Here is a 25,035-nt window from a genome sequence, read left to right as displayed (position 1 = left end):
CACAGCTCCGGTCGCTCCCGCCACCCGGTCGAGGGGCGCTGCAGCAGCCTGAAAGGCTGTCAGGCTCGCCCGGGGCGTTATCCAAACGCATCAACGGCGCCCATTCGCAGACAACGAATGGAGAGCTTTAATGAGCGCTTTCAACGACTACAAGGTCGCCGATATTTCCCTGGCCGATTGGGGCCGCCGCGAGCTGATCATCGCCGAATCCGAGATGCCGGCGCTGATGGGCCTGCGCCGCAAGTACGCCGCCAGCCAGCCGCTCAAGGGCGCGAAGATCCTCGGCTGCATCCACATGACCATCCAGACCGGCGTGCTGATCGAGACGCTGACCGCCCTGGGTGCCGAAGTGCGTTGGTCCTCCTGCAACATCTTCTCCACCCAGGATCAGGCCGCCGCCGCCATCGCCGCCGCCGGCATCCCGGTATTCGCCTGGAAGGGCGAGACCGAAGAAGAATACGAGTGGTGCATCGAGCAGACCATCCTCAAGGACGGCCAGCCGTGGGACGCCAACATGGTGCTCGACGACGGCGGTGACCTGACCGAAATCCTGCACAAGAAATACCCGCAGATGCTCGAGCGCATCCACGGCGTCACCGAAGAAACCACCACCGGTGTGCACCGTCTGCTCGACATGCTCAAGGCCGGCACCCTGAAAGTCCCGGCGATCAACGTCAACGACGCGGTCACCAAGAGCAAGAACGACAACAAGTACGGCTGCCGTCACAGCCTCAACGACGCCATCAAGCGCGGCACCGACCACCTGCTGTCGGGCAAGCAGGCGCTGGTCATCGGCTACGGTGACGTGGGCAAGGGCTCGGCCGCCTCGCTGCGCCAGGAAGGCATGATCGTCAAGGTGTCCGAGATCGACCCGATCTGCGCCATGCAGGCCTGCATGGACGGCTACGAGCTGGTTTCGCCATACATCGACGGCCGTAACGACGGCACCGACGCCTGCATCGACAAGGCGCTGCTGGGCAAGATCGACCTGATCGTCACCACCACCGGCAACGCCAACGTCTGTGACGCCGGCATGCTCAAGGCCCTGAAGAAACGCGCCGTGGTTTGCAACATCGGTCACTTCGACAACGAAATCGACACTGCCTTCATGCGCAAGAACTGGGCATGGGAAGAGGTCAAGCCGCAGGTGCACAAGATCCACCGCACCGGCGCCGGTCAATTCGACCCGGCCAACGACGACTACCTGATCCTGCTGGCCGAAGGCCGCCTGGTGAACCTGGGCAACGCCACCGGCCACCCGAGCCGCATCATGGACGGCTCGTTCGCCAACCAGGTGCTGGCGCAGATCTTCCTGTTCGAGCAGAAGTTCGCCGACATGCTGCCCGAGCACAAGGCCCAGCGCCTGACCGTGGAAGTGCTGCCGAAGAAGCTGGACGAGGAAGTCGCCCTGGAAATGGTCAAGGGCTTCGGTGGCGTCGTCACCCAGCTGACCAAGCAGCAGGCCGAATACATCGGCGTGACCGTCGACGGTCCGTTCAAGCCCGATACCTACCGCTACTAACAGCAGCCACAAGCTGCAAGCTGCAAGCTGCAAGCAGGCGCCGAACCGCTCTGTTTGCAGCTTGTGGCTTGTAGCTTGCCGCTGAGAAGAGAACCTTCTCCATGACTCAAGAACGCCGCTACAGCTTCGAGTTCTTCCCCACCAAGACCGAAGCCGGGCATGAAAAACTGATGGACGTGGCGCGTCAGCTGGCGACCTACAAGCCCGACTTCTTCTCCTGCACCTACGGTGCCGGAGGCTCGACCCGCGACCGTACACTCAACACCGTGCTGCAACTCGATGGCGAAGTGAAGGTGCCCACCGCCCCGCACCTGTCCTGCGTCGGCGACAGCAAGGCCGAGCTGCGTGAGCTGCTCAACCTGTACAAGAATGCCGGCATCAGGCGCATCGTCGCGCTGCGCGGCGATCTGCCGTCCGGTATGGGCATGGCCAGCGGTGAGCTGCGCTACGCCAACGAGCTGGTCGAGTTCATCCGCAACGAAACCGGCGATCACTTCCACATCGAAGTGGCCGCCTACCCGGAGATGCATCCGCAGGCGCGCAACTTCGAAAGCGACATCGCCAACTTCGTGCGCAAGGCCAAGGCCGGTGCCGACAGCGCCATCACCCAGTACTTCTTCAACGCCGACAGCTACTTCTACTTCGTCGAGCGCGTGCGCAAGCTGGGCGTGGATATCCCCGTGGTGCCGGGCATCATGCCAATCACCAACTACAGCAAGCTGGCACGCTTCTCCGACGCCTGCGGCGCGGAAATCCCGCGCTGGGTGCGCAAGCAGCTGGAAGCCTATGGCGACGACAGCGACAGCATCCGCGCCTTCGGCGAGCAGGTGATCACCGAGATGTGCGAACGCCTGCTGCAGGGTGGTGCGCCGGGCCTGCACTTCTACAGCATGAACCTGGCCGGCCCCAGCCTGGCCATCTGGAACAACCTCGACCTCAAACGTTGACGGGCAGGGAGCCGCACAGCGGCTCCCGCGCTCAAGGATGAGCCCTATGACAATCAAGCACCTCTTCCCCCTCGCCCTGCTCGCCGGCCTGTCCTCGCCCACTGCACAGGCCAGCTCCGACATGACCTGCACACCGAGCTGGAAGCTGATTTCCGACCAGCTCTCGGGGTGCAACAACCTGGCCTTTCTCAGCCCCGGCAACGACAGCCGCGTCAACCTGCAACTGCTGCTCGACGACGCCGGCCACCTGAAGCTGACGCGCGAACCGCTGGCACTTGAAGGTTACGAATACGGCTACGGACTGGTGCCCTTCAGCCTCGGCATGCTCGACTCGAGCCGCGCTCGCAGCGAAGCGGCCGAGGCAGACGAGCAAAGCGTCGATCCGGACGTGGCGTACCTGACCCAGGCCCTGCAGCGCCTGGGCGTCGACAGCGAAGCGGATGCCTTCGCCGTGCATCAGTTCGCCGAAGGCGAGGGCAATCGCTGCCGCAGCAATGACCTGCAGGCCATGCGCGGCTTCGTCGACGCTCTCAGCGCCACGCCAGCGCTGGCCGCGAGCGAAGCGCAGGCGCTGGCCCGCTCGCGGCGCAGCCTGCTGAGCCTGTGCGGCGAGGGCGATCCGCAAGCGCAGGACATCCTCCCGCAGGCGGAGCAACTGCGGTCGCCCGCTGCGCAGGCCTTCGGCAACTACCTGCGCGGCGCCGACGCGTTCTATCGCGGCGACTTCGACCAGGCGCGTGAACGTTTCGCCGAACTCGCACACAGCGAGCAGCCCTGGCTGAGCGAAACCGCCCAGTACCTGCTCGGCCGTGTCGCGCTGAACCGGGCGCAGCTCAACGCCTTCGATGAATACGGTTTCTTCAGCCCCGAGCAGGTCGATAAAATCAGCCTCGACGCCAGCGCGAAGGCCTTCGAGCAGTACCTGGAGAACTACCCGCAGGGTCTCTACAGCGACTCGGCGCGCGGCCTGCAACGTCGCGTGTACTGGCTTGCCGGTGATACGCGGCATTTTGCCGAGGCCTTTGCCCGGCAATTCGAGCGTGGCGCGCAGCAGGTCGACATGCCCGCGCTGATCGAGGAACTGGACGGCAAGCTGCTGCCCAGCCTCGCCCCGGATGCCATCGACGACCCGCTGCTGCTGGCCATGGTCGACCTGATCCAGCTGCGCGATCCCGGCAGCAACAGCGAGCCGCGCCTCAGCCTCGAGCAACTGCAGGCGCAGCAACCGCGCTTCGCCAGCCAGCCTGGCCTGCACGCCTACCTGGTCGCTGCCTGGCATTTCTACCGCGGCGGCGATGCCGAACGGACCCTCGCCGCGCTGCCGGATGCCGGTTCCGGGCCGCTGAATGCCCTCGCCTTCAGCCAGGAAACCCTGCGCGGCCTGGCGCTGGAGGCCAGGGGTGAGACGACTGCGGCACTGCAGCACTGGCAGGCGCTGCTGGCACGCAGCCAAGACCCGCTGCAGCAGGCCCAGCTGCAACTGGCCCTGGCCTTGAGCTACGAGCGTATTGGCGAGCTGGACAAGGTGTTCGCCGCCGACTCGCCGATCACCACCGCGCCGATCCGCGAGCGCCTGCTGGCCCATGGCACCGGCCCCGAGCTGCTGCGCCAGCAGGCCGGTGACAAGCAGATACCTGCGGGCGAGCGGGCAACCGCCTTGTACACCCTGCTCTATCGCGACCTGGATTACGGTCGCTACACCGACTTTCTCGGCGATTACGCGCAGTTCCCCTACACATCGACGCAGCCCGCGCAGCGCCTCGATCCGAGTCTGTTCGCTTGGAACGGCGGCAACGACGCCGGCTATGCCTGCCCGAGCCTGGTCAAGATCGCCGAGCGCCTTGCAGCCGATGCAAAGGATGCCCAGGGCATGCTGTGCCTGGGCGACTTCATCCGCGTCCATGGCCTCGACGATCACTGGCTGAACCGGCCGCCAGCCGCCGGCGAGCTGGGTAGCGTACCGAGCCAGTTCCAGGGCGCGTCCTTTTCGCGCCTGGCCGGCTACCAGATGCTGCTCGCTGCGCCGCAGGTTAGTCGCGAGGACAAGGCCTACGCCCTGTTCCGCGCGATCAACTGCTATGCCCCCAGCGGCTACAACAGCTGCGACCGTCAGGACATCGCCAAGGACCAGCGCAAGCAGTGGTTCCAGACCCTCAAACGCAGCTACGCGGACACCCAGTGGGCGCAGCGACTCAAGTACTACTGGTAGGCCTGCTCCTGCTGGCGGTGGGCCTGCCGGCGCAGGCCGCGCGCGTCGACGCCGCCGATTATCAGGCGTTCTGGCTGTGGGCCGGCGTCACGCCACAACCGGTACTGGCCCAGGCCGACACCCTGTACGTGTTGCAGGGGCAGATCGACGGCCCGCGCCGCGCCGGCGATCCACCCGCGCGCATGCAGGCACAGAACCCGGCCACGCCCAGGCTGTCGAAGAACGTCGAGCTCTGGGTGGTGTATCGCGCGCATACCCTGGACTGGGACGAGGAGGTGTTCGCCCTGCTGCTGAGTCAGTTGCAGCGCTGGCAACGCGCCGGCAACCGGGTCACCGGGGTGCAGATCGACTTCGACGCGCAGACCCTGCGCCTGGATCGCTATGCCGCCTTCCTCGAAGACCTGCGCCAGCGCCTGCCGCAGCAGTACCGCCTGAGCATCACCGGCCTGCTCGACTGGGCCGGCAACGCCGACCCGGCGGCGCTCAACCGTCTCGCCGGGGTGGTCGATGAAGTGGTGATGCAGACCTACCAGGGCCACCACAGCATCCCCGGTTACTCGCGCTACCTGCCGAGCATCGCGCGACTGCAACTGCCGTTTCGCATCGGCCTGATACAAAACGGCGAATGGCAGGCGCCGGATTACCTGCAAAGCAGTCCCTGGTTCCGCGGCTATGTGGTATTTCTGCTGAACCCGAGCGAAGCCGCAACCACTACGCCAGCCAACACACCCTGAGCGCCAGCCACCGACGACCGCAACATTCGCTGCGACAACCTATTCGAACGCCTCCGCGCCGACCTCGGCGCGAGCCTGCCACCGGGATCACATTTCATGCTCAAACGCTCCACGATCAACGCCTCCGTCAGCCCCAAGGGCAGCCTGGAAACCCTCTCCCAGCGCGAAGTGCAGCAACTGCGCGAAACCGGCTCGGGCAGCGTCTACCGCCTGTTCCGCCAATGCGCCCTGGCAATCCTCAATACCGGCTCGCACAGCGACAACGCCAAGACCATTCTCGAGGCCTACCCGGACTTCGAAGTGAAGATCCACCAGCAGGACCGCGGCATCCGCCTGGAACTGATCAACGCGCCGGCCGATGCCTTCGTAGACGGCGAGATGATCGCCAGCACCCGCGAGATGCTGTTCAGCGCCCTGCGCGACATCGTCTACACGCAGAGCGAGCTGGAGAACAAGCGCATCGACCTGGACAGCTCCGAAGGCATCACCGACTACGTCTTCCACCTGCTGCGCAACGCCCAGACCCTGCGCAGCGGCGTCGAGCCGAAGATAGTGGTGTGCTGGGGCGGCCACTCGATCAGCACCGAGGAGTACAAGTACACCAAGAAGGTCGGCCACGAGCTGGGCCTGCGCGGCCTGGACATCTGCACCGGCTGCGGGCCGGGCGTGATGAAGGGGCCGATGAAGGGCGCCACCATCAGCCACGCCAAGCAGCGCAACCTCACCGGCCGCTACCTGGGTCTGACCGAACCGGGCATCATCGCCGCCGAAGCGCCGAACCCGATCGTCAACGAACTGGTGATCCTGCCGGACATCGAGAAGCGCCTGGAAGCCTTCGTTCGCGTCGGCCACGGCATCATCATCTTCCCGGGCGGCGCCGGCACGGCCGAAGAGTTCCTCTACCTGCTGGGCATCCTCACCCACCCGGACAACCAGGACCTGCCCTTCCCGGTCATTCTCACCGGGCCGAAGAGCGCCGGCCCTTATCTGCAGCAGCTGCATGACTTCATCGGCGCCACCCTGGGCGAGGCGGCGCAGCAGCGCTACAGCATGATCGTCAACGACCCGGGCGAGGTGGCCCGCGAAATGGCCGTCGGCATCAAGGCCGTGCGCCAGTTCCGTCGCGAGCGCAACGACGCCTTCCACTTCAACTGGCTACTGAAGATCGACGAAAGCTTCCAGCACCCGTTCGAACCGACCCATGAGGCCATGGCCAGCCTCAACCTGACCCGCGAGCAGCCACTGCATCACCTGGCCGCCAACCTGCGCCGCGCCTTCTCCGGCATCGTCGCCGGCAACGTCAAGGAGAACGGCATCCGCCTGATCGAGGAACACGGCCCCTACGTCATCCGTGGCGAAACCACCATCATGCGCCCGCTGGATCGCCTGCTACAGGCCTTCGTCGAACAGCACCGCATGAAGCTGCCGGGCGGCAGTGCCTACGAGCCCTGCTATCGGGTGGTGGACTAAAGTATGGATGGGCTTCCGGGGCGCGGCCAAAGCCGCTAACCTGGCTAAATGCCATCAATTCAGCGCCAACTCATCGCTTTCCTGCTGCTAGGCTGCATCGCGTTCGCCGCTCGCGGCGAAACGCTGCGCCTGGTTACGGAGGCGTGGGCGCCGTATGTCTATGAAGAAAATGGCCAGGCGGCCGGCCTCGACTACGAGATCACCCGTGAAGTGCTGCACCGCCTGGGCATGAAGCTGGACTTGCAGTTCCTGCCCTGGAAGCGCTGCCTGCTGGCCCTTGAACAGGGTATGGCAGACGGCATTCTGGACATTTTCCATCTGCCCGAACGTGAAGCGAGCATGCGCTTCGTCGAAGAGCCGCTGAGCGACGTCGAATTCGTGCTGTTTCACGCGCGCAATCGCCCCTATCCCTATGAACGCCTGGAAGACCTGCGTGATCTGGTGATCGGCATCTCGCCCGGGTATTGGTACGCCAATGAAAGCTTCCGTACGTCGCCCCTGTTCAGCCGCGAGGAGGCGCCGACCCACGAAGCCAATCTGGGCAAACTGATTCGCCACCGGGTCGATCTGGTGGTCAGCGATCGCCGCGCCGGTCTCTACCTGGGCGCACAACTGGGCCTGCTCGAGCAGATCGATTACAACCGCAAGGCCGTCGGCCATGATCGTCTGTACCTGGCCTTGCGCAAGGAACCGGCCTTCGAACGTCTGGCCGTCGACTTCGCCCGTGAGCTGCGCCGCTTCAAGCGCGAGCCTGCCTACGCCGAGTTGCAGCGGCGCTACGCCACACCCCGAACGCATCAGGTCGTGAACCAACCGACAGGCTGGTAGCTGCACAGCCCTCCGGCTCTGTTATACTCGGGACTTCCCGCCAGGCTTGCGCCCGGATGCTAGCTCCCAGAAGCCAGCAGTACCGGACGGGATCACGCGCCCCACGCATGATTCAAGCCAGGCAATATCACCCCATAGGGCCACGCCCTCACTACGTACAGGATTGCCCATGTCCTTTGCTTCCCTCGGTCTCTCCGAGGCTCTAGTCCGTGCGATCGAATCCGCCGGCTACACCCAGCCCACTCCGGTGCAACAGCGGGCCATTCCCGCCGTGTTGCAAGGTCGCGACCTCATGGTGGCGGCGCAAACGGGCACGGGCAAGACCGCAGGTTTCGCCCTGCCGATTCTCGAGCGTCTGTTCCCCGCCGGCCACCCGGACCGCGAACAGCGCCACGGCCCGAAACAACCGCGCGTGCTGGTGCTGACGCCCACCCGCGAGCTGGCCGCCCAGGTCCACGACAGCTTCAAGATCTACGCACGTGACCTTAAATTCGTCAGCGCCTGCATCTTCGGCGGTGTCGGCATGAACCCGCAGGTCCAGGCATTGGCCAAGGGTGTCGACGTACTCGTCGCCTGCCCGGGCCGTCTGCTCGACCTGGCCGGGCAAGGCAGCGTCGACCTGTCCCACGTGGAAATCCTCGTGCTGGACGAAGCCGACCGCATGCTCGACATGGGCTTCATCCATGACGTGAAAAAGGTCCTCGCCCGCCTCCCGGCCAAGCGCCAGAACCTACTGTTCTCGGCGACCTTTTCCAAGGACATCACCGACCTGGCCGGCAAGCTGCTGCATAACCCCGAGCGCATCGAGGTCACCCCGCCGAACACCACGGTCGAGCGTATCGAGCAGCGCGTGTTCCGCCTGGCTGCCAGCCACAAGCGCGCCCTGCTCGCCCACCTGATCACTCAGGGTGCCTGGGAACAGGTGCTGGTGTTCACCCGCACCAAGCACGGCGCCAACCGCCTCGCCGAGTACCTCGACAAGCACGGCCTGCCGGCTGCCGCGATCCACGGCAACAAGAGCCAGAACGCGCGCACCAAGGCCCTGGCCGACTTCAAGGCGAACCAGGTGCGCATCCTCGTTGCCACCGATATCGCCGCCCGCGGCCTGGATATCGACCAGCTGCCGCATGTGGTCAACTTCGAGCTGCCCAATGTCGAGGAAGACTACGTCCACCGTATCGGCCGTACCGGCCGCGCAGGCCGTAGCGGCGAGGCCATCTCGCTGGTCGCCCCGGACGAAGAGAAGCTGCTGAAAAGCATCGAGCGCATGACCAAGCAGAAGATCCCCGATGGCGATCTGATGGGCTTCGATGCCAGCGCCGTTGAAGCGGAGCGCCCGGAAGTGCGCGAGCCGCGCCAACCGCGCAATGCCGGCCAGAAGAAGCAGAAGGCCGAAGGCGGCGACAAGCCCAAGGGCGAGCGCCACAGCGGCGGCCGCAAGGACAAGGGTAAGGACGGCGGCAAGGAGCAGAAGGCCAAGCCGCAAGGCCAGGGCCGTCGTGGCCAGGGCCAGCGCAACGGCGGCCAGGGTCAGGCCGCGGCAGCCATCCCGGCGCTGCCGCCGGATCGTGATCCGGAAGAATTCCTCGACGACGATATCGACAACTTCGGTAACCGCGTCGACTACGTCAGCCCGAACCAGAACAAGCAGCAGGGTCGTGGCCGTCGCTCCGGTGGCGCACCGGCCAATGGCGCGCCGCAGGGGCAGCCGCGCCAGAACGGCAAGGGGCCGCGCAACAACGGCGGCGGCGGCAACGGTGCAGGCAAGAACCGTCGCCAGGGTGGCGGCCAGGCCGGCCAGGGTGGTCAGGGGCGTAACGGTGCCAATCGTGGCCGTGGTCGCCCAGCCAGTGACGGCCGGATCACCTCGCTCGACCGCGACGAGCTGCCACGCTCCGATGCGGCCGTGCGTAACCCGCGCGAGAAGCAGCCGGTCATCATGCACAAGGGCTCGCGCCTGGATCGCTTCCCCACTGCCGAGCAACTCGACGAGCTGAGCAACAACAGCCGTCCGCGTGGCGAGAAGCCGGCGCTGCTCACGCGTAATCGCGACGAGTAAGCTGACGCGCAAACGAAAACGCCGCCCAATGGGCGGCGTTTTTGTTTAGGGGGGAGAGGCCACTGGAGAACCAGCCCTCTCCCGTCCTTTGGGCAAATCAGCTGGCCGCAAGCGGCCGCTTTCTTTACTGACGAATACCTTCGACCGAGATGATCAGCTCGACGGTTTCCGAAGCCGGGCCGAGGTCCATGGCGATGTCAAAATCCTTCAGCTTCAGGGTGGTGGTGCCTTCGAAGCCGGCGCGGTAGCCGCCCCACGGGTCCTTGCCTTCGCCGATGAATTTGGCCGCGATGACGACCGGTTTGGTCACGCCGTTTAGGGTCAGGTTACCGGTAATGTCAGCGGTGCCTTCGCCAGTGGACTTGACCGAAGTGGACTCGAAGGTCGCGGTGTCGTGCTTGCTGGCGTTGAGGAAGTCGGCGCTGCGGATGTGCTTGTCGCGCTCGGCATGGTTGGTGTCGACGCTGGCGGTCTTCAGGTTCACGCTGACCTTGCTCTCTTCGGGCTTGGCGGCGTCGAAGCTGAACTTGCCGTCGAAGTCCTTGAAGGTGCCATACAGCCAGCTGTAACCCAGGTGGCTGATCTTGAAGTTGACGAAAGCGTGCTGGCCTTGCTTGTCGATGACGTAATCGGCCGCCATGGCCTGACCGCCGATCAGAGCGGAGCCGAGTACCAGTACAGCGAGGGCGTTCTTCAACATGTGGGAGTTCTCCTTGCGAGGTTGTCGATCTAGGTGGGCATGGGCCCGGTTATGAAATGCTTCAGCGCCCGAACATCCGCAGCAGGGTGCTGTCGCGGTCGATGAAATGGTGTTTGAGTGCAGCCAGGCCATGCAGGCCGGCGAAGATCACCAGGCCCCAGGCCAGGTATTCGTGGATGGCGCCTGCGATGTCTTCCTGTTGCGGGATACCGGTCACGGTGGCCGGCACGCTGAACAGTCCGAATAACTCGATACCACGGCCATCGGCGGTGGAGATCAGGTAACCGGAGATCATCACGCCAAACAGGCCGAGATAGAGCACACCATGCCCCAGCTTGGAGGCCAGGCGAGTGAGCTGGCCGTGGCTGGCCAGAGCAGCCGGCGCCGGATTGAGCAGGCGCCACAGCACACGCAGCAGCATGACGGCGAACAACAGGATGCCGATGCTTTTGTGCAGGTCGGGCGCGCTCTGCCGCCACGGGTCGTAATAGCTAAGCCCCACCATCCAGAAGCCAAGGCCGAACAGACCGAATACGGCCAACGCGACCAGCCAGTGCAGCAGCACGCTGACCAGACCATAACGAGCAGAGGTGTTGCGCCATTGCATGGGGGCTTTCCTGATTCAGATTCCGAGCAAGACTAACGGCAAATATATCGATTTAAAGCGGAATTTTTCGCTATGAAACATCGAGAAATGCGATATCTGGCTTCGAACGCCTGAGTACCGACCCGCTTGGTGCCCAGTGCTCGGCGCAAAGTTCATCGCCAGCAGCGCCGACGGTACGTAACACCGGACCGACGGCAGCGGCCACGCCCCTGCGGCGGCTTCTGGTAGGCTGTGCCGCCGAACATTGGGAGATAGCTCATGAGCCTGAACGATCACTGGATGCAACGCGATCTCGACGTGTTGTGGCACCCCTGCACCCAGATGAAGGATCACGAGCGCCTGCCGCTGGTGGCGATTCGCAAGGCCACCGGTGTCTGGCTGGAAGACTTCGATGGCAAGCGCTATCTGGATGCGGTCAGCTCCTGGTGGGTGAACGTCTTCGGCCATGCCAACCCACGCATCAATGCGCGCATCCGCGAGCAGCTGGAAAGCCTCGAACACGTGATGCTGGCTGGCTTCACCCATCAGCCGGTGATCGAGTTGTCCGAACGTCTGGTGCAGATCACTCCGGCCGGTCTGAACAAGGTGTTCTATGCCGACAACGGCTCCTCGGGCATCGAGGTGGCCTTGAAAATGAGCTTTCACTACTGGCTCAACAAGGGCCAGGCCGACAAGAAGCGCTTCGTCACCCTGAGCAACAGTTATCACGGCGAAACCGTGGCGGCGATGTCGGTGGGCGACGTGTCGCTGTTCACCGATACCTACAAGGCGCTGCTGCTCGACACGATCAAGGTGCCCAGCCCGGACTGCTACCTGCGCCCAGAAGGCGTGAGCTGGGAGGAACACTCGCGTGTCATGTTCGCGCACATGGAGCAGACGCTGGCCGAGCATCACCACGAAGTCGCCGCAGTGATCGTCGAGCCGCTGATCCAGGGCGCCGGCGGCATGCGCATGTACCACCCGATCTACCTCAAGCTGTTGCGCGAGGCCTGCGACCGCTACGGCGTGCACCTGATCCATGACGAGATCGCCGTCGGCTTCGGCCGCACCGGCACCATGTTCGCCTGTGAGCAGGCCGGCATCACCCCGGACTTCCTGGTGCTGTCCAAGGCTTTGACCGGCGGCTACCTGCCGATGGCCGCGGTGCTGACCACCGATGACGTCTATGGCGCCTTCTACGACGACTACGCCACGCTGCGTGCCTTCCTTCACTCGCACACCTACACCGGCAACCCGCTGGCCTGTGCCGCCGCGCTGGCGACCCTGGACATCTTCCGCGATGACGATGTGATCGAACGCAACAAGGCCCTGGCAGCGCGCATGGCCAGCGCCACAGCGCACCTGGCCGATCACCCGCATGTCGCCGAAGTGCGCCAGACCGGCATGGCCCTGGCCATCGAGATGGTGCAGGACAAGGCCGCCAAGACCGCCTATCCCTGGCAGGAGCGCCGCGGCCTGCGCGTGTATCAGCATGCACTGGAGCGTGGCGCGCTGCTGCGCCCGCTGGGCAGCGTGGTGTATTTCCTGCCGCCGTACGTGATTAGCCCGGAGGAGATCGATTTCCTCGCCGAGGTGGCCAGCGAAGGCATCGATATCGCCACGCGCGAATCGGTCAGCGTGGCGGTGGACAACAGCCACTATCCGGATCATCGCGATCCGGGCTAGAAGCAACCGCAAGCCCCAAGCTGCAAGTAAAAGCCAGCGCCGTTGCTTTACACTTGCGGTTTTCCACTTGCCGCCTGCAGCTGTCCTTATGCGCCTATCCCGTTTCTTCATCGACGCCCCGCTCTCCCTTGGCCAGCACGAACTGCCCGAGGCACAGGCCCACTACATCGGTCGTGTGCTGCGCCATGCCGTGGGCGATGCCGTGCAGCTGTTCGACGGCAGCGGCCAGGAATACCTGGGCGAGCTGATCGAGGTGGGCAAGAAAAGCGTGCGCGTCGAGCTGCGCGAATCTGTCGCCGGGCTCAGCGAATCTCCGCTGCGCATCCATCTGGGCCAGGGCCTGTCGCGCGGCGAGCGCATGGATTGGGCGATCCAGAAAGCCACCGAGCTCGGTGTCAGCGAAATCACCCCGATCGTCTCGGCGCGCTGCGAGGTACGCCTGAAGGACGAGCGCGCCGACAAGCGTATGGCGCACTGGCGCCAGGTGGCGATCAGCGCCTGCGAGCAATGCGGCCGCTCGGTGCTGCCGCTGATCCATCCGCCGCTGGAGCTGGACGCCTGGCTGCAGCAGATCGAAGCCGACCTGAAGCTGGTACTGCACCCGGTCGCAGAGCCCTGGGTCGGCCATACCCCGCCGCGCTCGCTGGCATTTCTGATCGGCCCGGAAGGCGGTTTGAGCGATGCCGAAGTCGACCAGGCCAGAGGCTCCGGCTTCCATGCCGCCCGCCTCGGACCACGGGTTTTGCGCACGGAAACGGCCCCCGTGGTGGCCTTGAGTGTCGCTCAGCAGCTCTGGGGCGACCTCTAGGCGCAAAATGTCGCCTTGCCGTAACAAAATGTGACCTCAAGAGATTGCAAGTCCGGCAGTCTTTGTCATGCTCTGCGCGCCGCACGCGCGACCCGCTCACCAGCGACCCGCGCGCGGCCGAGGCCGGCGCCCCGCAGCGTCGTTCTCTTCCAATAACAAACAACGGGCCTCGGCACCGCCCAAAAGGCGGCCGCATGCCCAGGAGCATTGCATGAACGAACTGGTCTCGACCCTAAACGGTCTGGTCTGGAGCCCGGCGCTGATCTATCTGTGTCTCGGCGTTGGTCTCTACTTCTCCCTACGCGGCCGCTTTCTCCAGGTTCGCCACTTCAAAGAAATGATTCGCCTGATGTTCACCGGCAAGACCGATGAACATGGCATCACCTCCTTCCAAGCCCTGACCATGACCCTCGCCGGTCGCGTCGGTACCGGCAACATCGCCGGTGTGGCCACCGCGATCACCTTCGGTGGTCCAGGTGCCGTGTTCTGGATGTGGATGGTGGCCTTCCTCGGCGCCAGCTCGGCGTTCGTCGAGTCCACCCTCGGCCAGGTGTACAAGGAAAAGCTCAACGGTGAATACCGTGGTGGCCCGGCCTTCTACATCGAACGTGGCCTGGGTCTGAAGTGGTACGCCTGGCTGTTCGCCATCGTTACCGTGTTCGCCTGCGGCCTGCTGCTGCCGGGCGTACAGGCCAACTCCATCGCCTCCAGCGTGAACACCGCCTTCGGTATCGACCCGAACGTCACCGCCGCCGTACTGGCCGTGCTGATCGGTCTGATCATCTTCGGTGGCGTCAAGCGCATCGCCCACTTCACTCAGGTGGTCGTGCCATTCATGGCGCTGGGCTACATCCTGGTCGCGATGGTGATCATCCTGCTGAACATCTCTCAGCTGCCGGAAGTCGTGATGCTGATCGTCAAGAGCGCCTTCGGCCTTGAGGCCGGCTTCGGCGCCATTGTCGGCCTGGCCATCCAGTGGGGCGTCAAGCGCGGCGTGTACTCCAACGAAGCCGGTCAGGGTACTGGCCCGCATGCTTCGTCGGCTGCTGCCGTCAGCCACCCGGCCAAGCAGGGCCTGGTTCAGGGCTTCTCGGTCTACATCGACACCCTGTTCGTCTGCTCCGCTACCGCCTTCATGCTGCTGATCACCGGTCAGTACAACGTGCAGGCGCCCGATGGCAGCGCGATGTTCACCGGTATCGCCGGTGTCGCTGCCGGTCCGGGCTACGTGCAGACCGCGATGGAGAACATGATGCCGGGCTTCGGCAATGCCTTCGTCGCCATTGCCCTGTTCTTCTTCGCCTTCACCACCATCCTGGCGTACTACTACATCGCCGAAACCAACATTGCCTATATCAACCGCAAGGTGAAGCGTCCCATCCTCACCCTGCTGCTGAAGTTCGGCATCATCGCGGCTACCGTTTACGGCACCGTGCACACCGCCACCTTCGCCTGGGACCTGGGTGACCTCGGTGTAGGCCTGATGGCCTGGCTGAACATCATCGCCATCCTGCTCATGCACAAGGTCGCCTACAAGTGCCTGAAGGACTACGAGCAGCAGCTGGACGAGGGTAAGGACCCGGTATTCAACCCGGAGAAACTCGGCATCACCAATGCTGACTACTGGACCTCGGAAGACAACCGGACTGCGGACAAGACCGAAGCGCAGCAACCGCAGCGCTGATCAGCCTACCGCAGTAATGAAAAGCCCCGGCCAGTGCCGGGGCTTTTTCATGGGCGCTCGCCTTAGCGCGGGCTAACTTCAGATCAGGCCGGCATCGGCAAGCAGTTGCTCCAGCGCGGCCAGATCCGGAATGCGCACCACGTCGTCACCGACGCGCGCGGCGCCCAGCTCCAGCGGCGCCAGCTCGACATCGGCTGCCGGCAGGTCGCTACCGACCTTCAGCGAGCGCGGAATGCCCTGCACCAGCAGAGCGATGAACTTGACCTTGGGCCGCCCGCCCAGGGCGTTGATCACCGCCACGCGGGCACCGCTGGCGACCGGCGCCTGGGCACCGCTGGCGGCTTCGAAGGACAGCAACGGCAAGCGCAGGTCACGCCAGGCGACCTGCCCGAGAAACCAGTCGGGCGTGCCCTCGCTGACCTGCGGCGCGCGATAGGGAATCAGCTCGGCCACCGCCACGTTGGGCAGCAGCAGGGTGCGGTCGACCAGGGGCACCAGCAGGCCGGTAAGACCGGCGGCGCTGTTCTGGGTGGCGACGGCTTGGCTCATTGAAACGTCCTCAACTGCAATGTTCGGCGAGGTGATTGACCAGCGCCACGGCCAGCTCGCGCGGGTCGGCGCTGAAGCTGCTGTAGCCGCCCTCACGCAGGCTGTCAGGCATGCTCGGGCTGGCGCAGCTGTCGGCGCGCTGGGTCCAGATCACCCCGCCCTGGCGCTTGACGTAGGCGGCGGCAGCACTGCCGTCGCTGCCCATGCCGCTGAAGGCGATCACGCCGCACTGGGCACCGAACTGCTGCGCCAGGTTGAGCATCATCTGATCGATAGAGGGGCTGTAGGGTTCGGGCCAGCCGCGCTCGGCAATCTGCATCGCGCCGTCTTCGGCAAAGCCCAGCTCGCGAGTGATCGGCGCCACCACCACCTCGCCACAGCGCACCGGGTCGCCATGCCGCGCCGCGTTGACGTGCCACTGGCTGTGGCGCCCGACTGCCTGCGGCAATGTCGCCTCGAAACTGGCGTCGATGTGCTGGGCATAGATGAAACCGATGGGCAGGCCACCCGGCAACGCATCGAGGAAGGCCTTGACCGCCGCCGGGCCGCCCAGCGAAGCCGCCAGCAGCCAGACCTGGCGTGCTGGCTCACCGGCTTTCAGCGGCGTGTTGGCCAGCACCTGCGGCAGCTCCAGCCGCGCCGGGCGCTGCGCCTCGTCGAGCAGCGCCTGCAGGCTGGGGCCGACCGCCTGGGTCGGGTCACCGACCAGGCGCTTGAGCTTGCTGAACAGGCTGCGCTCCCAGCGCGGGTAGTTTTCCGAATGGCGCTCGGGCGCGTGGCCCTCGCCGAACAGCACCGGGGCGCTGGCGCGCTCCAGCAGGCTGTCGACCAGCGGAGAATCTTCCGATTGCGCAAGGTCCACCAGCCACAGGTCGGTCTCACAGGCCGCCAGCGCTTGCTCGTCGAGGCGTGCCGGGTCGCTGTTGAGTACCACCTGGTAGCCGCCACCGGCCAATGCCTGCTGCAGCACATGGCGCTGCAGCGAGGTGTCGGCGATTACTGCGATACGCGCGGAGGATTTGTCTGTCATGTCCGTTTGACCCGGTGGCTATCCACCAACTGTGCAATGGTGTCGAGCAGCAAGGATTCCTGATAAGGCTTGCCGAGGTACTGATTGACGCCGATGGCCATGGCCCGCTCGCGGTGCTTCTCGCCGGTCCGCGAGGTGATCATGATGATCGGCAGGTCCTTCAGGCGCTCGTCGTGACGCACCAGGGTGGCCACCTCGAAGCCGTCCATGCGCGGCATCTCGATGTCCAGCAGCATGATGTCGGGCTTATGCTCCTGCAGCTGGGCGATGGCGTCCACACCGTCCTTGGCGGTGACCACGTTCATGCCGTTACGCTCGAGCAGGCGGCTGGTAACCTTGCGCACGGTGACCGAGTCGTCCACCACCATGACCAACGTCGGACGGTCGACTTCCACGTCCTCGTTGGCTGCGGCCTGACGCGAGGCCAGGCGCGGCGTCAGCTGATTCTGCAGATGCGCGTGCAGCACACGAATGGTCGCCAGCAGATCGAGGATCACCACCACGCGGCCGTCACCGAGGATGGTCGCACCGGAAATCCCATGCACTCCGGCGAACTGCGGGCCGAGGCTCTTCACCACGATCTCGCGCGAGCCAGCCAGGCTGTCCACCTGCACCGCCACGGCGTGCTCGCTGGAGCGCACCAGGATCACCGGCAGCGGCAGGCTCTGACCTACCAGCTTGGGTTGCTGGCCGTTGTTCAGCAGGTCGCCCAGGTACTTCAGCTCGTACGCCTGGCCGGCGTATTCGAAGCGCGGCGCATCGGGGGCGTAGTAGGCCTCCAGCTCGTAGGGCGAGACGCGCACGATACCTTCGATGGTGTTGAGCGGGATGGCATACAGGTCTTCGCCGGAGTACACCATCAGCGCGCGGTTGACCGACACGGTGAACGGCAGGCGAATGGTGAAGCGCGTGCCCTGGCCCAGGCTCGAGTCGATGCTCATCGAACCACCGAGCTGCTTGACCTCCGAATGCACCACGTCCATGCCGACGCCACGCCCGGAAATCTGCGTGACCTTCTCTGCCGTGGAGAAACCGGCCTCGAGGATGAATTGCAGCACCTCGTGGTCGCTGAGGTCGCTGTCGGCATCCATCAGGCCACGCTCGATGGCCTTGCGGCGCACGGCCTCCAGACGGATGCCGCCACCGTCATCGTCCAGGGTGAGGACGATGTCGCCGCCCTCGCGGCCAAGATTGAGGCGGATGGTGCCGGTGTCCGGCTTGCCGGCGGCGCGGCGCACCTCGGCCAACTCGATACCATGATCGACGGCATTACGCAGCATGTGCTCCAGCGGCGCGACGATGCGCTCGAGCACGGTACGGTCCATTTCCCCTTCGGCGTTGCCGACGACGAACTCGACCTGCTTGCCCAGCTCGCCGGCCACCTGGCGGACGATACGGCGCAGGCGCGGCACCAGGCGGTCGAACGGCACCATGCGCGTGCGCATCAAGCCTTCCTGCAGCTCGGTGTTCACCCGCGCCTGTTGCAGCAGCAGGGTCTCGGCGTCGCGGTTCTTCGCCGCCAGGGTTTCCTTGAGATCGAGCAAGTCGGAGGCGGACTCGAACAGCGCACGCGAGAGCTGCTGCAGTTGCGAGTGACGATCCATCTCCAGCGGGTCGAAGTCTTCGTAGCCGGCGCGCTCGGCCTCGGCCTGGTAACGGCTGAGAATCTGCGCCTGGGTCTCGGTATCGAGACGGCGCAACTGGTCGCGCACCCGGTCGATGGTCGCTTCCATCTCGCTCAGGGTGAAGCTGACATCGCTGACCTGCTGCTCGACACGACCGCGGAAGATCGAGGTCTCACCCGCCAGGTTGACCAGACCCTCGAGCAGCTCGGCCGGCACCTTGACCAGCTCCTGCGGGGCGCGACGGGCAGCGGCTTCCTGAGCGGCCGCCTGGGCGCGCTGTACGAACGGCAGCACCTTCGGCGCCTGCACCTGAGCCGGCACTTCGCTGGCGGCGACGATCGGGTTGCGCAGCGTGGTGACCGTTGGCTCAGGCTCCGCCTCGATGACAGGCGCAGCCACCGCTTCATCGGCAAGGCTGGCGCTGAGGCGCTGGCGCAGCAGGTCGAGTTCCTGCTGCAGCCCTTCGAAACCGGACTGCACGTCCAGCAACAGGCTGTCAGGCCAGGGCGCGCCCTGTTGCAGCGCTTCGCTCAGATGCTGTTCCAGGTCGTGACTCAGGTCGCCAAGACGCTTCTGCCCAGCCAGGCGTGCACCGCCCTTGAGGGTGTGCAGGATGCGCAGCATCTCGTCGATGGCATTGCTGTCGTCGCGCTGTTCTTCCCAGCGGCCGACGGCGGTTTCCATCGCCTCGAGCAGGTCGTCGCCTTCTTCGAGGAAGATATCGAGGATGTCACTATCCGCTTCTTCGGCTTCGTCGCGCTCGACCACCGCCTTGAGCTGCACCGCCGACGGCATGCTGAGCTGCTCGTCAGGGTTGGCCCGGAAGCGCTTGATGGTCTCGATCAGGGCATCGCCCTGCGGCACCGCGCGCTGACCGCGCACGGCTTCGAGCATCTCGGCCAGACGGTCGTGGCAAGCCTGCAGCAGGCTGAACAGTTCCGGGCTGGCGCGCAGGCGACCGGCGCCGAGGCCTTCGTAGAGGAATTCCAGTTCGTGAGCCAGATCGCCGATCTCGCGAATCTCGGCCATGCGCGCCCCGCCCTTGAGCGTGTGCAGGTCGCGCTGCAGGGCTTCCAGCTCCAGGCTGTTGTCGACATCGGCCATCCAGCGCTGCAGCGCGGCGCCGGCGCTATCGATGATGTCGAAACCTTCTTCGAGGAAAATCTCCACCAGCTCGGGATCACGCTCGTCGTGCCAGTTGGCCAGCGCTGCATCCTGCGCCTCGGGCTCGGGCTCGGGCTCGGGCTCGGGCTCGGCAACAGCTTCGCTCGGCGGCAGCTCGTCTTCGGGCAGAACGAGCTCGACCTCGTCGATCAGCGGCAACTCGGCCTCAGGCCCGGCTTGTGGCTCGTCATCGAACACGATCTCGTCTTCGACCAGCGCCAGGGGCGGCAGCTCGAAGCTTTCCGCCTGCGCCTCGGCTGGCTCGTCATCCGCCTCAGGCTCGATCTGAGCAACGGCGGCCGACAGGCTTTGCGGCGTGCCGCCCTGACGGAACTGCCGGATCGCCTGGTTCAGGTCGTCGCCCGAGACCAGCGGCCGGCGCGCCTGCAACTGGTCGAGCATCTGCGCCAGGCGGTCATGGCTTTGCTGCAGCAGACTGCCCAGCTCCGGCGAGTGGTTGTAACGGCGGTCGACCAGGCCTTCGTAGAGCGACTCCAGCTCGTGGCCCAGGTCACCGATCGGGCGAATCGCGGCCATGCGCGCACCGCCTTTGAGGGTGTGCAGGTCGCGCTGCAGCGAGGACAACGGCAGGGTATTGTCCGGCTCGCCGAGCCAGCGCTCCAGCGCCTGACCGGCACTCTCCAGAATGTCCACCGCCTCTTCGAGGAAGATTTCCACCATTTCCTCGTCGAGTTCGGCATCGGCCGCGCTCGGGTCATCTTCGACCTGCGCTTCGGCCTGCGGCGCTTCGACCGTCTCCTCGATGAACTCCGCCTCGGCAACCTGCTCATCCAGGCTCTGCGGCTCGCTATCGGCCTGCTCCAGCTCAACCATGGCCTGATCGAGCTCGGTGATTTCCAGCCCCTCGGCGCCAGGCGTCAGCAAGGCCAGGGTATTGGGATCGATGGCTTCGCTGAGCAGCTCGCGCAGCGCTTGTACCCGCTCGGGTTGCGGGCTGACCTGCAAGGCGGCGGCGACCTGATCCATCATGCCGATCAGCGCTTCGTGAGCCTTTTCCGCCTCATCAAAGAAGCGCTCGCTGACGGCCAGGCTGCCTTCTTCGACGGCGCCGTAAAGGTCCAGCAGGGCTTCGCACAGCTCGTCGATCTGCGGCAGCTCGGCCATCTCGGCACCACGGCCGAGGGTGGTCAGCTCTTCCAGCAGTGCAGACAACTCCTGGCGCTCGGACGGGTGCTCACGCCATTTGCGCAGCAGGTCCTCGGCATCGAGCAGGATGTCCATGCCTTCAGCGAGGAAGATGCTGATCAGCTGCGGATCACGGCTCTCGCCGCTTTGCGCCATACGCTCGTTTTCGGCATTGGCCAGACGCTCCTGATGCAGCGCCTGCACGCGTGCCAGAAACGCCTCGGCACCGGGAATCGGCGCCAACGGCTGGCTTTCCAGGTTATCGAGACCGGTGCGGAACAGGCCCTCGGCGCTGCTGAGCAATTCGGCGGCCGCCAGATCGACCTGAATCAGGTTGGTCTTGAACTCCTTGACCAGCTTCTCCAGCGGCGCGGCAATTTCCGCCACCGGCAGGATACCGGCCATGTACGCGCTGCCCTTGAGGGTGTGCAGGGCGCGCTGCAGGTCATCGGTCACCGGTTGCGGCAGTTCCTGCGCGCAGTCGGCGAGAAAGCCCACCAGGGTGTCCAGATGGGTTTCCGCCTCGTTACGGAAGATCTCCAGCAACTGCGGGTCGAGGGGCTCGCCATCGACAGGCTCGCCTTCGAGCGCTTGGTTGTCGCTTGAGGCGACCGGCCCGGCGACCTCGGTAGCTTGGTCAACGCCCGCGGGCTCGGCTACCTGCTGGGCGGCCGGGGCGTCAGATTTTGGGGGCGTCTGCCCCTTGGCCAGCGCATGCGCGGTGGCGGCCAACAGGTCGACGTCATCACGCTGGCGCTGCGCCTTGGCGGCGAACTCCTCGACCAGTGCCGGCATCAGCGCCACGACGTCGAGCACCACCTGTTGCACCGACTCGCCCGGCTCGATGCTGCGATCCAGCACGCGGTTGAGCAGGTTCTCGATGGACCAGGCCAGTTCGCCGATGATCAGCGCACGCACCATGCGCCCACTGCCCTTGAGGGTATGGAAGGCGCGGCGGACTTCGATCAGCGCGTCCTTGTTGGCGGTATCGGCCTGCCACTGCGGCAGGTACTCGGCGATGGTTTCCAGCACCTCACCGGCTTCTTCGATGAAGACTTCCAGCAGTTCTTCGTCCACCGGTTCTTCATCGGCAGGCGGCGGCAGCAGGCTCGGCGGCACATCGGCGGCGGGCGGGTTGATTGCCTGCACCGGGGCAGCCATCACATCGGCCATCGACAGCGGTTTCTCCAATGCCGGCGAGTCAACCTCGGGCGTGACCTCGGGTGCGCTGGGCAGCTCGACTTCCGGCAGTTCCAGGTCCGCCAGTTCCAGTTCGTCCCACTGCGGCGTCTCGGCCAGTTGCTCCAGGCTCAGCTCTTCGAGTTCCAGCGCAGATTCGGGCTCGGCATCGAGCAACGGCGCGGCGACGGTCTCCTCGCTCTGTAGCGCGGGCAGTTCTTCGAGTTCATCCAGTTCAAAAGTGAAGGTATCGACCGTTTCGTTGGCGCTCGGCAGCTCGGGCTCGTCGTCCAGCGCTGGCAGTTCGGCAACAACATCGTCAGCAGGCTCGTCCAGCTCGAACGCCGGTTCGAGCTCGGCCAGAGGCTCTTCGAGTTGTTCATCTTCGGCGCCCAGCAGCTCGATTTCCTGCAACGGGTCGGCCAGCGGCGCCAGGCTCTCTTCCTGCGGTTCGACGCGGTCGAGGATCGATGGCTTTTCATTGAGCGGGTAGCCCAGGGTCTCCAGGCTCTCCTCGGCGACATCGAGTATCAGGTCGCCCTGAGAGCCATGGTCCTCGGCCAGGCGTTCGAGGTAGTACTCGACGCTGGTGATGGCATCGGCCAGGGTGTCCAGGCTCTGCCAGTTGGGCACGGCCTTGCGCGCCAGCAGCTGTTCCTGGATGTAGCGGTTGCAGGCGTTGAGCAGGTCGGCGGCGCGCTGCAGCGGGATCATCGCCAGACCACCACGGACCTGGGTCAGCAGCTCGGGCACACGGGCCAGATGCTCGTGGTTCCACTGCGAGGCGATGAACTCGATGATCGCGTCCTTGGCCTGCTCCAGGCCGTTGCGCGCCTCTTTAATGACAAGCTGGTGGATCTGCGCCACATCGGTGGTCGGCAGGTGACTCTGCTCGTTCGGGCTGTCGTCGCTCGGGCCGACCATGCCGGCCAGGGTCGCCTCGACGTAGAGCAGCGCACCGGCGACGTCCATCAATACGGCGTCGTTGGGCTCGCGCTGGCCAAGGGACAGACTATGGACCACGTCGATCTGGTCGAGAATCACCTTGCGCGGCTGACCGAAGCCCAGCACCGCGAGGGTATCGGCGATCTGCTTGAGCGGCGCCAGCAGGGCGTCGAGCTCGCCGGGATGGCTGCGATCACTGCGCACGAACAGGTCGAGACTGTCCTTGACCCGCACCAGCTCCTCACACAGCGCGGCAACCACCGAGCGCATGGCATCACGGTCAGGACCCGCCAGGCGGGCGCGCTCTTCGTCCACCACCTCGTTGTCGGGCAGTGCGTCGTCGAGACGGTATTGTTCCTTGAGGCTACGGATACGCGGCGACTGCGCTGGCGCCTTGGCCACGTAGAACAGCAGGTTCTTGGTCAGTTCGTCTGGGGCGGGCTGGTTGATGCCGTCGGCGCCCTGCTCGACCAGGCGCTTGAGCTCCTTGTCGACCTGGCGCAGCAGCGTGCGCACCGAGGTGCCATTGACCACGCTGCCATTGGCCAGGCCTTCGATCAGGCCGGAGGCGATCTGCCACAGGCCGCCCAGCGGGGCGTCCTTGCACAGGCTTTCCAGACGAGCGAACACACGCGCCATGTAGCCGAGGTTGGTGGCCAGGTCCTGGCCACGGATCACACCGACCAACGCCATTTGCAGCATCTGCCGCAGCTTGCGCAACAGAACCGGCAGCTCGGCAGTACGCAAGCGCGCCAGGCTGTCCGAGGGCAGCGCCGGCAGACGTGCGGACATGTCCGGGGAGAACAGGCTGGTTTCCGACAGCAGCTTTTCGCCGCGGGCGGCGCGCAGGTCGTTGAGCAGCGGCAGCACGACCATCGGCAGGTCGCGGCGAGCGGTCTGAATACGGTCGAGGTACACCGGCAATTGCAGGATGGCCTGCATCAGCACTTCCAGGGCTTCGCCCTGGTTGGCCACGCGACCTTCCATCAGCGCCTTGGCCAGCTGTTCCATTTCTTCGGCGAGCAATGCTGCGCCGTAGAACTCGACCATCTGCAAGGTGCCGTGAACCTGGTGCACGTAGGTCAGGCAAAAGCGCATGCGCGTGGGGTCCTGCGGGTTCTCGACGAACGCCTCCAGGGCCTGCCGCGCCTGCTTCAGGGTTTCCCCGATCTCGCCTTTGACCCACTCCAGGGCGACATAATCATGCCGATCACCCATAGCCACTCCACTCATAAACTTGGCCTTATCCCTTGCGGGTAAACGCCAGAACTCGCTCGTCGGCCACCGGCACCAGTTGCGGGTGCTGCCAACCGGCTACTTCGCCCACGCCCACGACCAGCAGGCCACCCGGCGCCAGGCTCTCAGCCAGGCGGTTGAGGATGTCGCGGCGACGCCAGCGGCGGAAATAGATCAGCAAGTTCTGACAGAAAATCACATCCATGCCGGACATCGGCGCCTTGGCCAGTTCCAGCACATTGAGCCGGGCGCTGCATACGCGCGCCGCCAGACTCGGTACCACCTTGAAACGTCCATCGGCCTGAGCGAGAAAGTAGCGCTCGCGCAGTTCGTCACTCACCTGCTCCAGGCGCCGCGCCGAGTAGCACGCCTCACGCGCCTTGCTCAGTGCACCTTGACTGATATCCGTACCGGTCACCGCAAAGTGTTCGGGCAGCTCGCTGCCCTGCAGGGCTTCGGCGGCCATGATCGCCAGCGAATAAGGCTCCTCACCACTGGAGCAACCCACGCTCCACAGTTCCCAGGGCTTGCCCAGCCCTGCCGCCAGGCGCTCCTGCAGGTACTGCGAGAGCACCTCGAAGGAAGGCGGATGACGGAAGAAACGGGTTTCCTGCACGGTCAGCCGATCCAACAGGGTCGACCACTCCACCGCGCCACGCGGACCATCGGTAACCTGACGGTAGTAGCTGGCGTAATCCTCGACGCCCAATTCGCGCATGCGCGCACTCAGGTTGGTCTGCAGGAACGCGCGCCGCTGCTCGCTGATCACCACACCGGTACGCGCCTCAAGTAGCGTCTGCCAGTCGTGGAAATCGGCTTGCGACATATCGGTCACCGGGCGCAATGCCCAAACGCCCGCTGACTGCATACCTTCGCCCTGGGTCATGGCTGTGATGCGGAGGCTGCAGCCAGCCTCCGCGCTCCTTTA

The 25,035-nt window shown here is 65.1% G+C and carries 16 protein-coding genes and 1 riboswitch; of the genes, 10 read left to right on the top strand and 6 right to left on the bottom strand.

Features of this window, described 5'->3' with window-relative positions; all coding sequences use genetic code 11:
• Positions 1-24: 24 nt before the first annotated feature.
• Positions 25-109, top strand: a riboswitch (S-adenosyl-L-homocysteine riboswitch).
• Between the two features lie 21 nt (positions 110-130).
• The 7 genes from ahcY to B2U07_RS17150 all read left to right on the top strand — a co-directional run bounded on the left by ahcY (position 131) and on the right by B2U07_RS17150 (position 9,769).
• Positions 131-1,522 (top strand): adenosylhomocysteinase, encoded by a 1,392-nt coding sequence (gene ahcY / locus B2U07_RS17180; protein ID WP_296277399.1) that lies wholly within the window; start codon positions 131-133, stop codon positions 1,520-1,522.
• Between the two features lie 101 nt (positions 1,523-1,623).
• Positions 1,624-2,469, top strand: coding sequence for a methylenetetrahydrofolate reductase [NAD(P)H] (gene metF / locus B2U07_RS17175; protein WP_197858048.1), 846 nt, complete (start codon positions 1,624-1,626; stop codon positions 2,467-2,469).
• Positions 2,470-2,515: 46 nt separating this feature from the next.
• A complete protein-coding gene (locus B2U07_RS17170; protein ID WP_296277398.1) occupies positions 2,516-4,678 on the top strand; it encodes a hypothetical protein in 2,163 nt (720 codons plus the stop codon).
• Positions 4,648-5,412, top strand: a complete 765-nt coding sequence (locus tag B2U07_RS17165) for a DUF3142 domain-containing protein (protein ID WP_275545571.1) — start codon at positions 4,648-4,650, stop codon at positions 5,410-5,412. The genes B2U07_RS17170 and B2U07_RS17165 overlap by 31 nt, the downstream gene beginning before the upstream one ends.
• 96 nt (positions 5,413-5,508) lie before the next feature.
• Positions 5,509-6,882 carry a nucleotide 5'-monophosphate nucleosidase PpnN gene (gene ppnN / locus B2U07_RS17160; protein ID WP_197858051.1) on the top strand — a complete coding sequence of 458 codons (1,374 nt, stop codon included), beginning with the start codon at positions 5,509-5,511 and terminating at the stop codon, positions 6,880-6,882.
• A 48-nt stretch (positions 6,883-6,930) separates the two neighbouring features.
• On the top strand, positions 6,931-7,710 hold the full coding sequence (locus B2U07_RS17155) for a substrate-binding periplasmic protein (RefSeq protein ID WP_275545572.1): 780 nt from the start codon (positions 6,931-6,933) through the stop codon (positions 7,708-7,710).
• A 169-nt stretch (positions 7,711-7,879) separates the two neighbouring features.
• A complete protein-coding gene (locus tag B2U07_RS17150; RefSeq protein ID WP_275545573.1) occupies positions 7,880-9,769 on the top strand; it encodes a DEAD/DEAH box helicase in 1,890 nt (629 codons plus the stop codon).
• Positions 9,770-9,893: 124 nt separating this feature from the next.
• On the opposite strand, the gene B2U07_RS17145 is transcribed toward B2U07_RS17150, so the two are convergent.
• Positions 9,894-10,469, bottom strand: coding sequence for a YceI family protein (locus B2U07_RS17145; RefSeq protein WP_275545574.1), 576 nt, complete (start codon positions 10,467-10,469; stop codon positions 9,894-9,896).
• A gap of 61 nt (positions 10,470-10,530) precedes the next feature.
• Complete coding sequence (locus B2U07_RS17140) at positions 10,531-11,076, bottom strand: cytochrome b (RefSeq protein ID WP_275545575.1); 546 nt, start codon at positions 11,074-11,076, stop codon at positions 10,531-10,533.
• A 258-nt stretch (positions 11,077-11,334) separates the two neighbouring features.
• Between B2U07_RS17140 and B2U07_RS17135 the strand changes: the two genes are divergently transcribed.
• From B2U07_RS17135 to B2U07_RS17125, 3 genes are all read left to right on the top strand, one after another.
• Positions 11,335-12,741 carry an adenosylmethionine--8-amino-7-oxononanoate transaminase gene (locus tag B2U07_RS17135; RefSeq protein ID WP_275545576.1) on the top strand — a complete coding sequence of 469 codons (1,407 nt, stop codon included), beginning with the start codon at positions 11,335-11,337 and terminating at the stop codon, positions 12,739-12,741.
• An 88-nt stretch (positions 12,742-12,829) separates the two neighbouring features.
• Positions 12,830-13,549 (top strand): 16S rRNA (uracil(1498)-N(3))-methyltransferase, encoded by a 720-nt coding sequence (locus B2U07_RS17130; RefSeq protein WP_275545577.1) that lies wholly within the window; start codon positions 12,830-12,832, stop codon positions 13,547-13,549.
• Positions 13,550-13,760: 211 nt separating this feature from the next.
• The gene (locus B2U07_RS17125) at positions 13,761-15,233 is read left to right on the top strand and encodes an alanine/glycine:cation symporter family protein (RefSeq protein ID WP_197858057.1); all 1,473 of its coding nucleotides are present in this window, start codon (positions 13,761-13,763) and stop codon (positions 15,231-15,233) included.
• A 78-nt stretch (positions 15,234-15,311) separates the two neighbouring features.
• Here B2U07_RS17125 and B2U07_RS17120 read toward each other — a convergent pair whose 3' ends face one another.
• Genes B2U07_RS17120 through B2U07_RS17105 form a run of 4 tightly spaced genes read right to left on the bottom strand, consistent with a single transcriptional unit; the run spans position 15,312 to position 24,975 of the window.
• The gene (locus tag B2U07_RS17120) at positions 15,312-15,782 is read right to left on the bottom strand and encodes a chemotaxis protein CheW (protein WP_275545578.1); all 471 of its coding nucleotides are present in this window, start codon (positions 15,780-15,782) and stop codon (positions 15,312-15,314) included.
• A gap of 10 nt (positions 15,783-15,792) precedes the next feature.
• A complete protein-coding gene (locus B2U07_RS17115) occupies positions 15,793-16,812 on the bottom strand; it encodes a chemotaxis protein CheB (RefSeq protein ID WP_275545579.1) in 1,020 nt (339 codons plus the stop codon).
• Positions 16,809-24,089, bottom strand: a complete 7,281-nt coding sequence (locus tag B2U07_RS17110; protein ID WP_296277397.1) for an Hpt domain-containing protein — start codon at positions 24,087-24,089, stop codon at positions 16,809-16,811. The genes B2U07_RS17115 and B2U07_RS17110 overlap by 4 nt, the downstream gene beginning before the upstream one ends.
• A 25-nt stretch (positions 24,090-24,114) precedes the next feature.
• Positions 24,115-24,975 carry a protein-glutamate O-methyltransferase gene (locus B2U07_RS17105; protein WP_197858121.1) on the bottom strand — a complete coding sequence of 287 codons (861 nt, stop codon included), beginning with the start codon at positions 24,973-24,975 and terminating at the stop codon, positions 24,115-24,117.
• Positions 24,976-25,035 lie beyond the last annotated feature (60 nt).

Origin of the sequence: Pseudomonas sp. UBA7530, assembly GCF_002479365.1 — a bacterium.
Classification (GTDB): domain Bacteria; phylum Pseudomonadota; class Gammaproteobacteria; order Pseudomonadales; family Pseudomonadaceae; genus Aquipseudomonas.
Note: the sequence above shows the minus strand (reverse complement) of the source record. Positions and strands in the feature narration are given on the sequence as shown.

Bases quoted from the DNA above. Each gene is read 5' to 3' on its own strand.
- ahcY (WP_296277399.1), top strand. From the start codon at position 131: ATGAGCGCTTTCAACGACTACAAGGTCGCCGATATTTCCCTGGCCGAT.
- metF (WP_197858048.1), top strand. From the start codon at position 1,624: ATGACTCAAGAACGCCGCTACAGCTTCGAGTTCTTCCCCACCAAGACC.
- B2U07_RS17170 (WP_296277398.1), top strand. From the start codon at position 2,516: ATGACAATCAAGCACCTCTTCCCCCTCGCCCTGCTCGCCGGCCTGTCC.
- ppnN (WP_197858051.1), top strand. From the start codon at position 5,509: ATGCTCAAACGCTCCACGATCAACGCCTCCGTCAGCCCCAAGGGCAGC.
- B2U07_RS17155 (WP_275545572.1), top strand. From the start codon at position 6,931: ATGCCATCAATTCAGCGCCAACTCATCGCTTTCCTGCTGCTAGGCTGC.
- B2U07_RS17150 (WP_275545573.1), top strand. From the start codon at position 7,880: ATGTCCTTTGCTTCCCTCGGTCTCTCCGAGGCTCTAGTCCGTGCGATC.
- B2U07_RS17145 (WP_275545574.1), bottom strand. From the start codon at position 10,469: ATGTTGAAGAACGCCCTCGCTGTACTGGTACTCGGCTCCGCTCTGATC.
- B2U07_RS17140 (WP_275545575.1), bottom strand. From the start codon at position 11,076: ATGCAATGGCGCAACACCTCTGCTCGTTATGGTCTGGTCAGCGTGCTG.
- B2U07_RS17135 (WP_275545576.1), top strand. From the start codon at position 11,335: ATGAGCCTGAACGATCACTGGATGCAACGCGATCTCGACGTGTTGTGG.
- B2U07_RS17130 (WP_275545577.1), top strand. From the start codon at position 12,830: ATGCGCCTATCCCGTTTCTTCATCGACGCCCCGCTCTCCCTTGGCCAG.
- B2U07_RS17125 (WP_197858057.1), top strand. From the start codon at position 13,761: ATGAACGAACTGGTCTCGACCCTAAACGGTCTGGTCTGGAGCCCGGCG.
- B2U07_RS17120 (WP_275545578.1), bottom strand. From the start codon at position 15,782: ATGAGCCAAGCCGTCGCCACCCAGAACAGCGCCGCCGGTCTTACCGGC.
- B2U07_RS17115 (WP_275545579.1), bottom strand. From the start codon at position 16,812: ATGACAGACAAATCCTCCGCGCGTATCGCAGTAATCGCCGACACCTCG.
- B2U07_RS17110 (WP_296277397.1), bottom strand. From the start codon at position 24,089: ATGGGTGATCGGCATGATTATGTCGCCCTGGAGTGGGTCAAAGGCGAG.
- B2U07_RS17105 (WP_197858121.1), bottom strand. From the start codon at position 24,975: ATGCAGTCAGCGGGCGTTTGGGCATTGCGCCCGGTGACCGATATGTCG.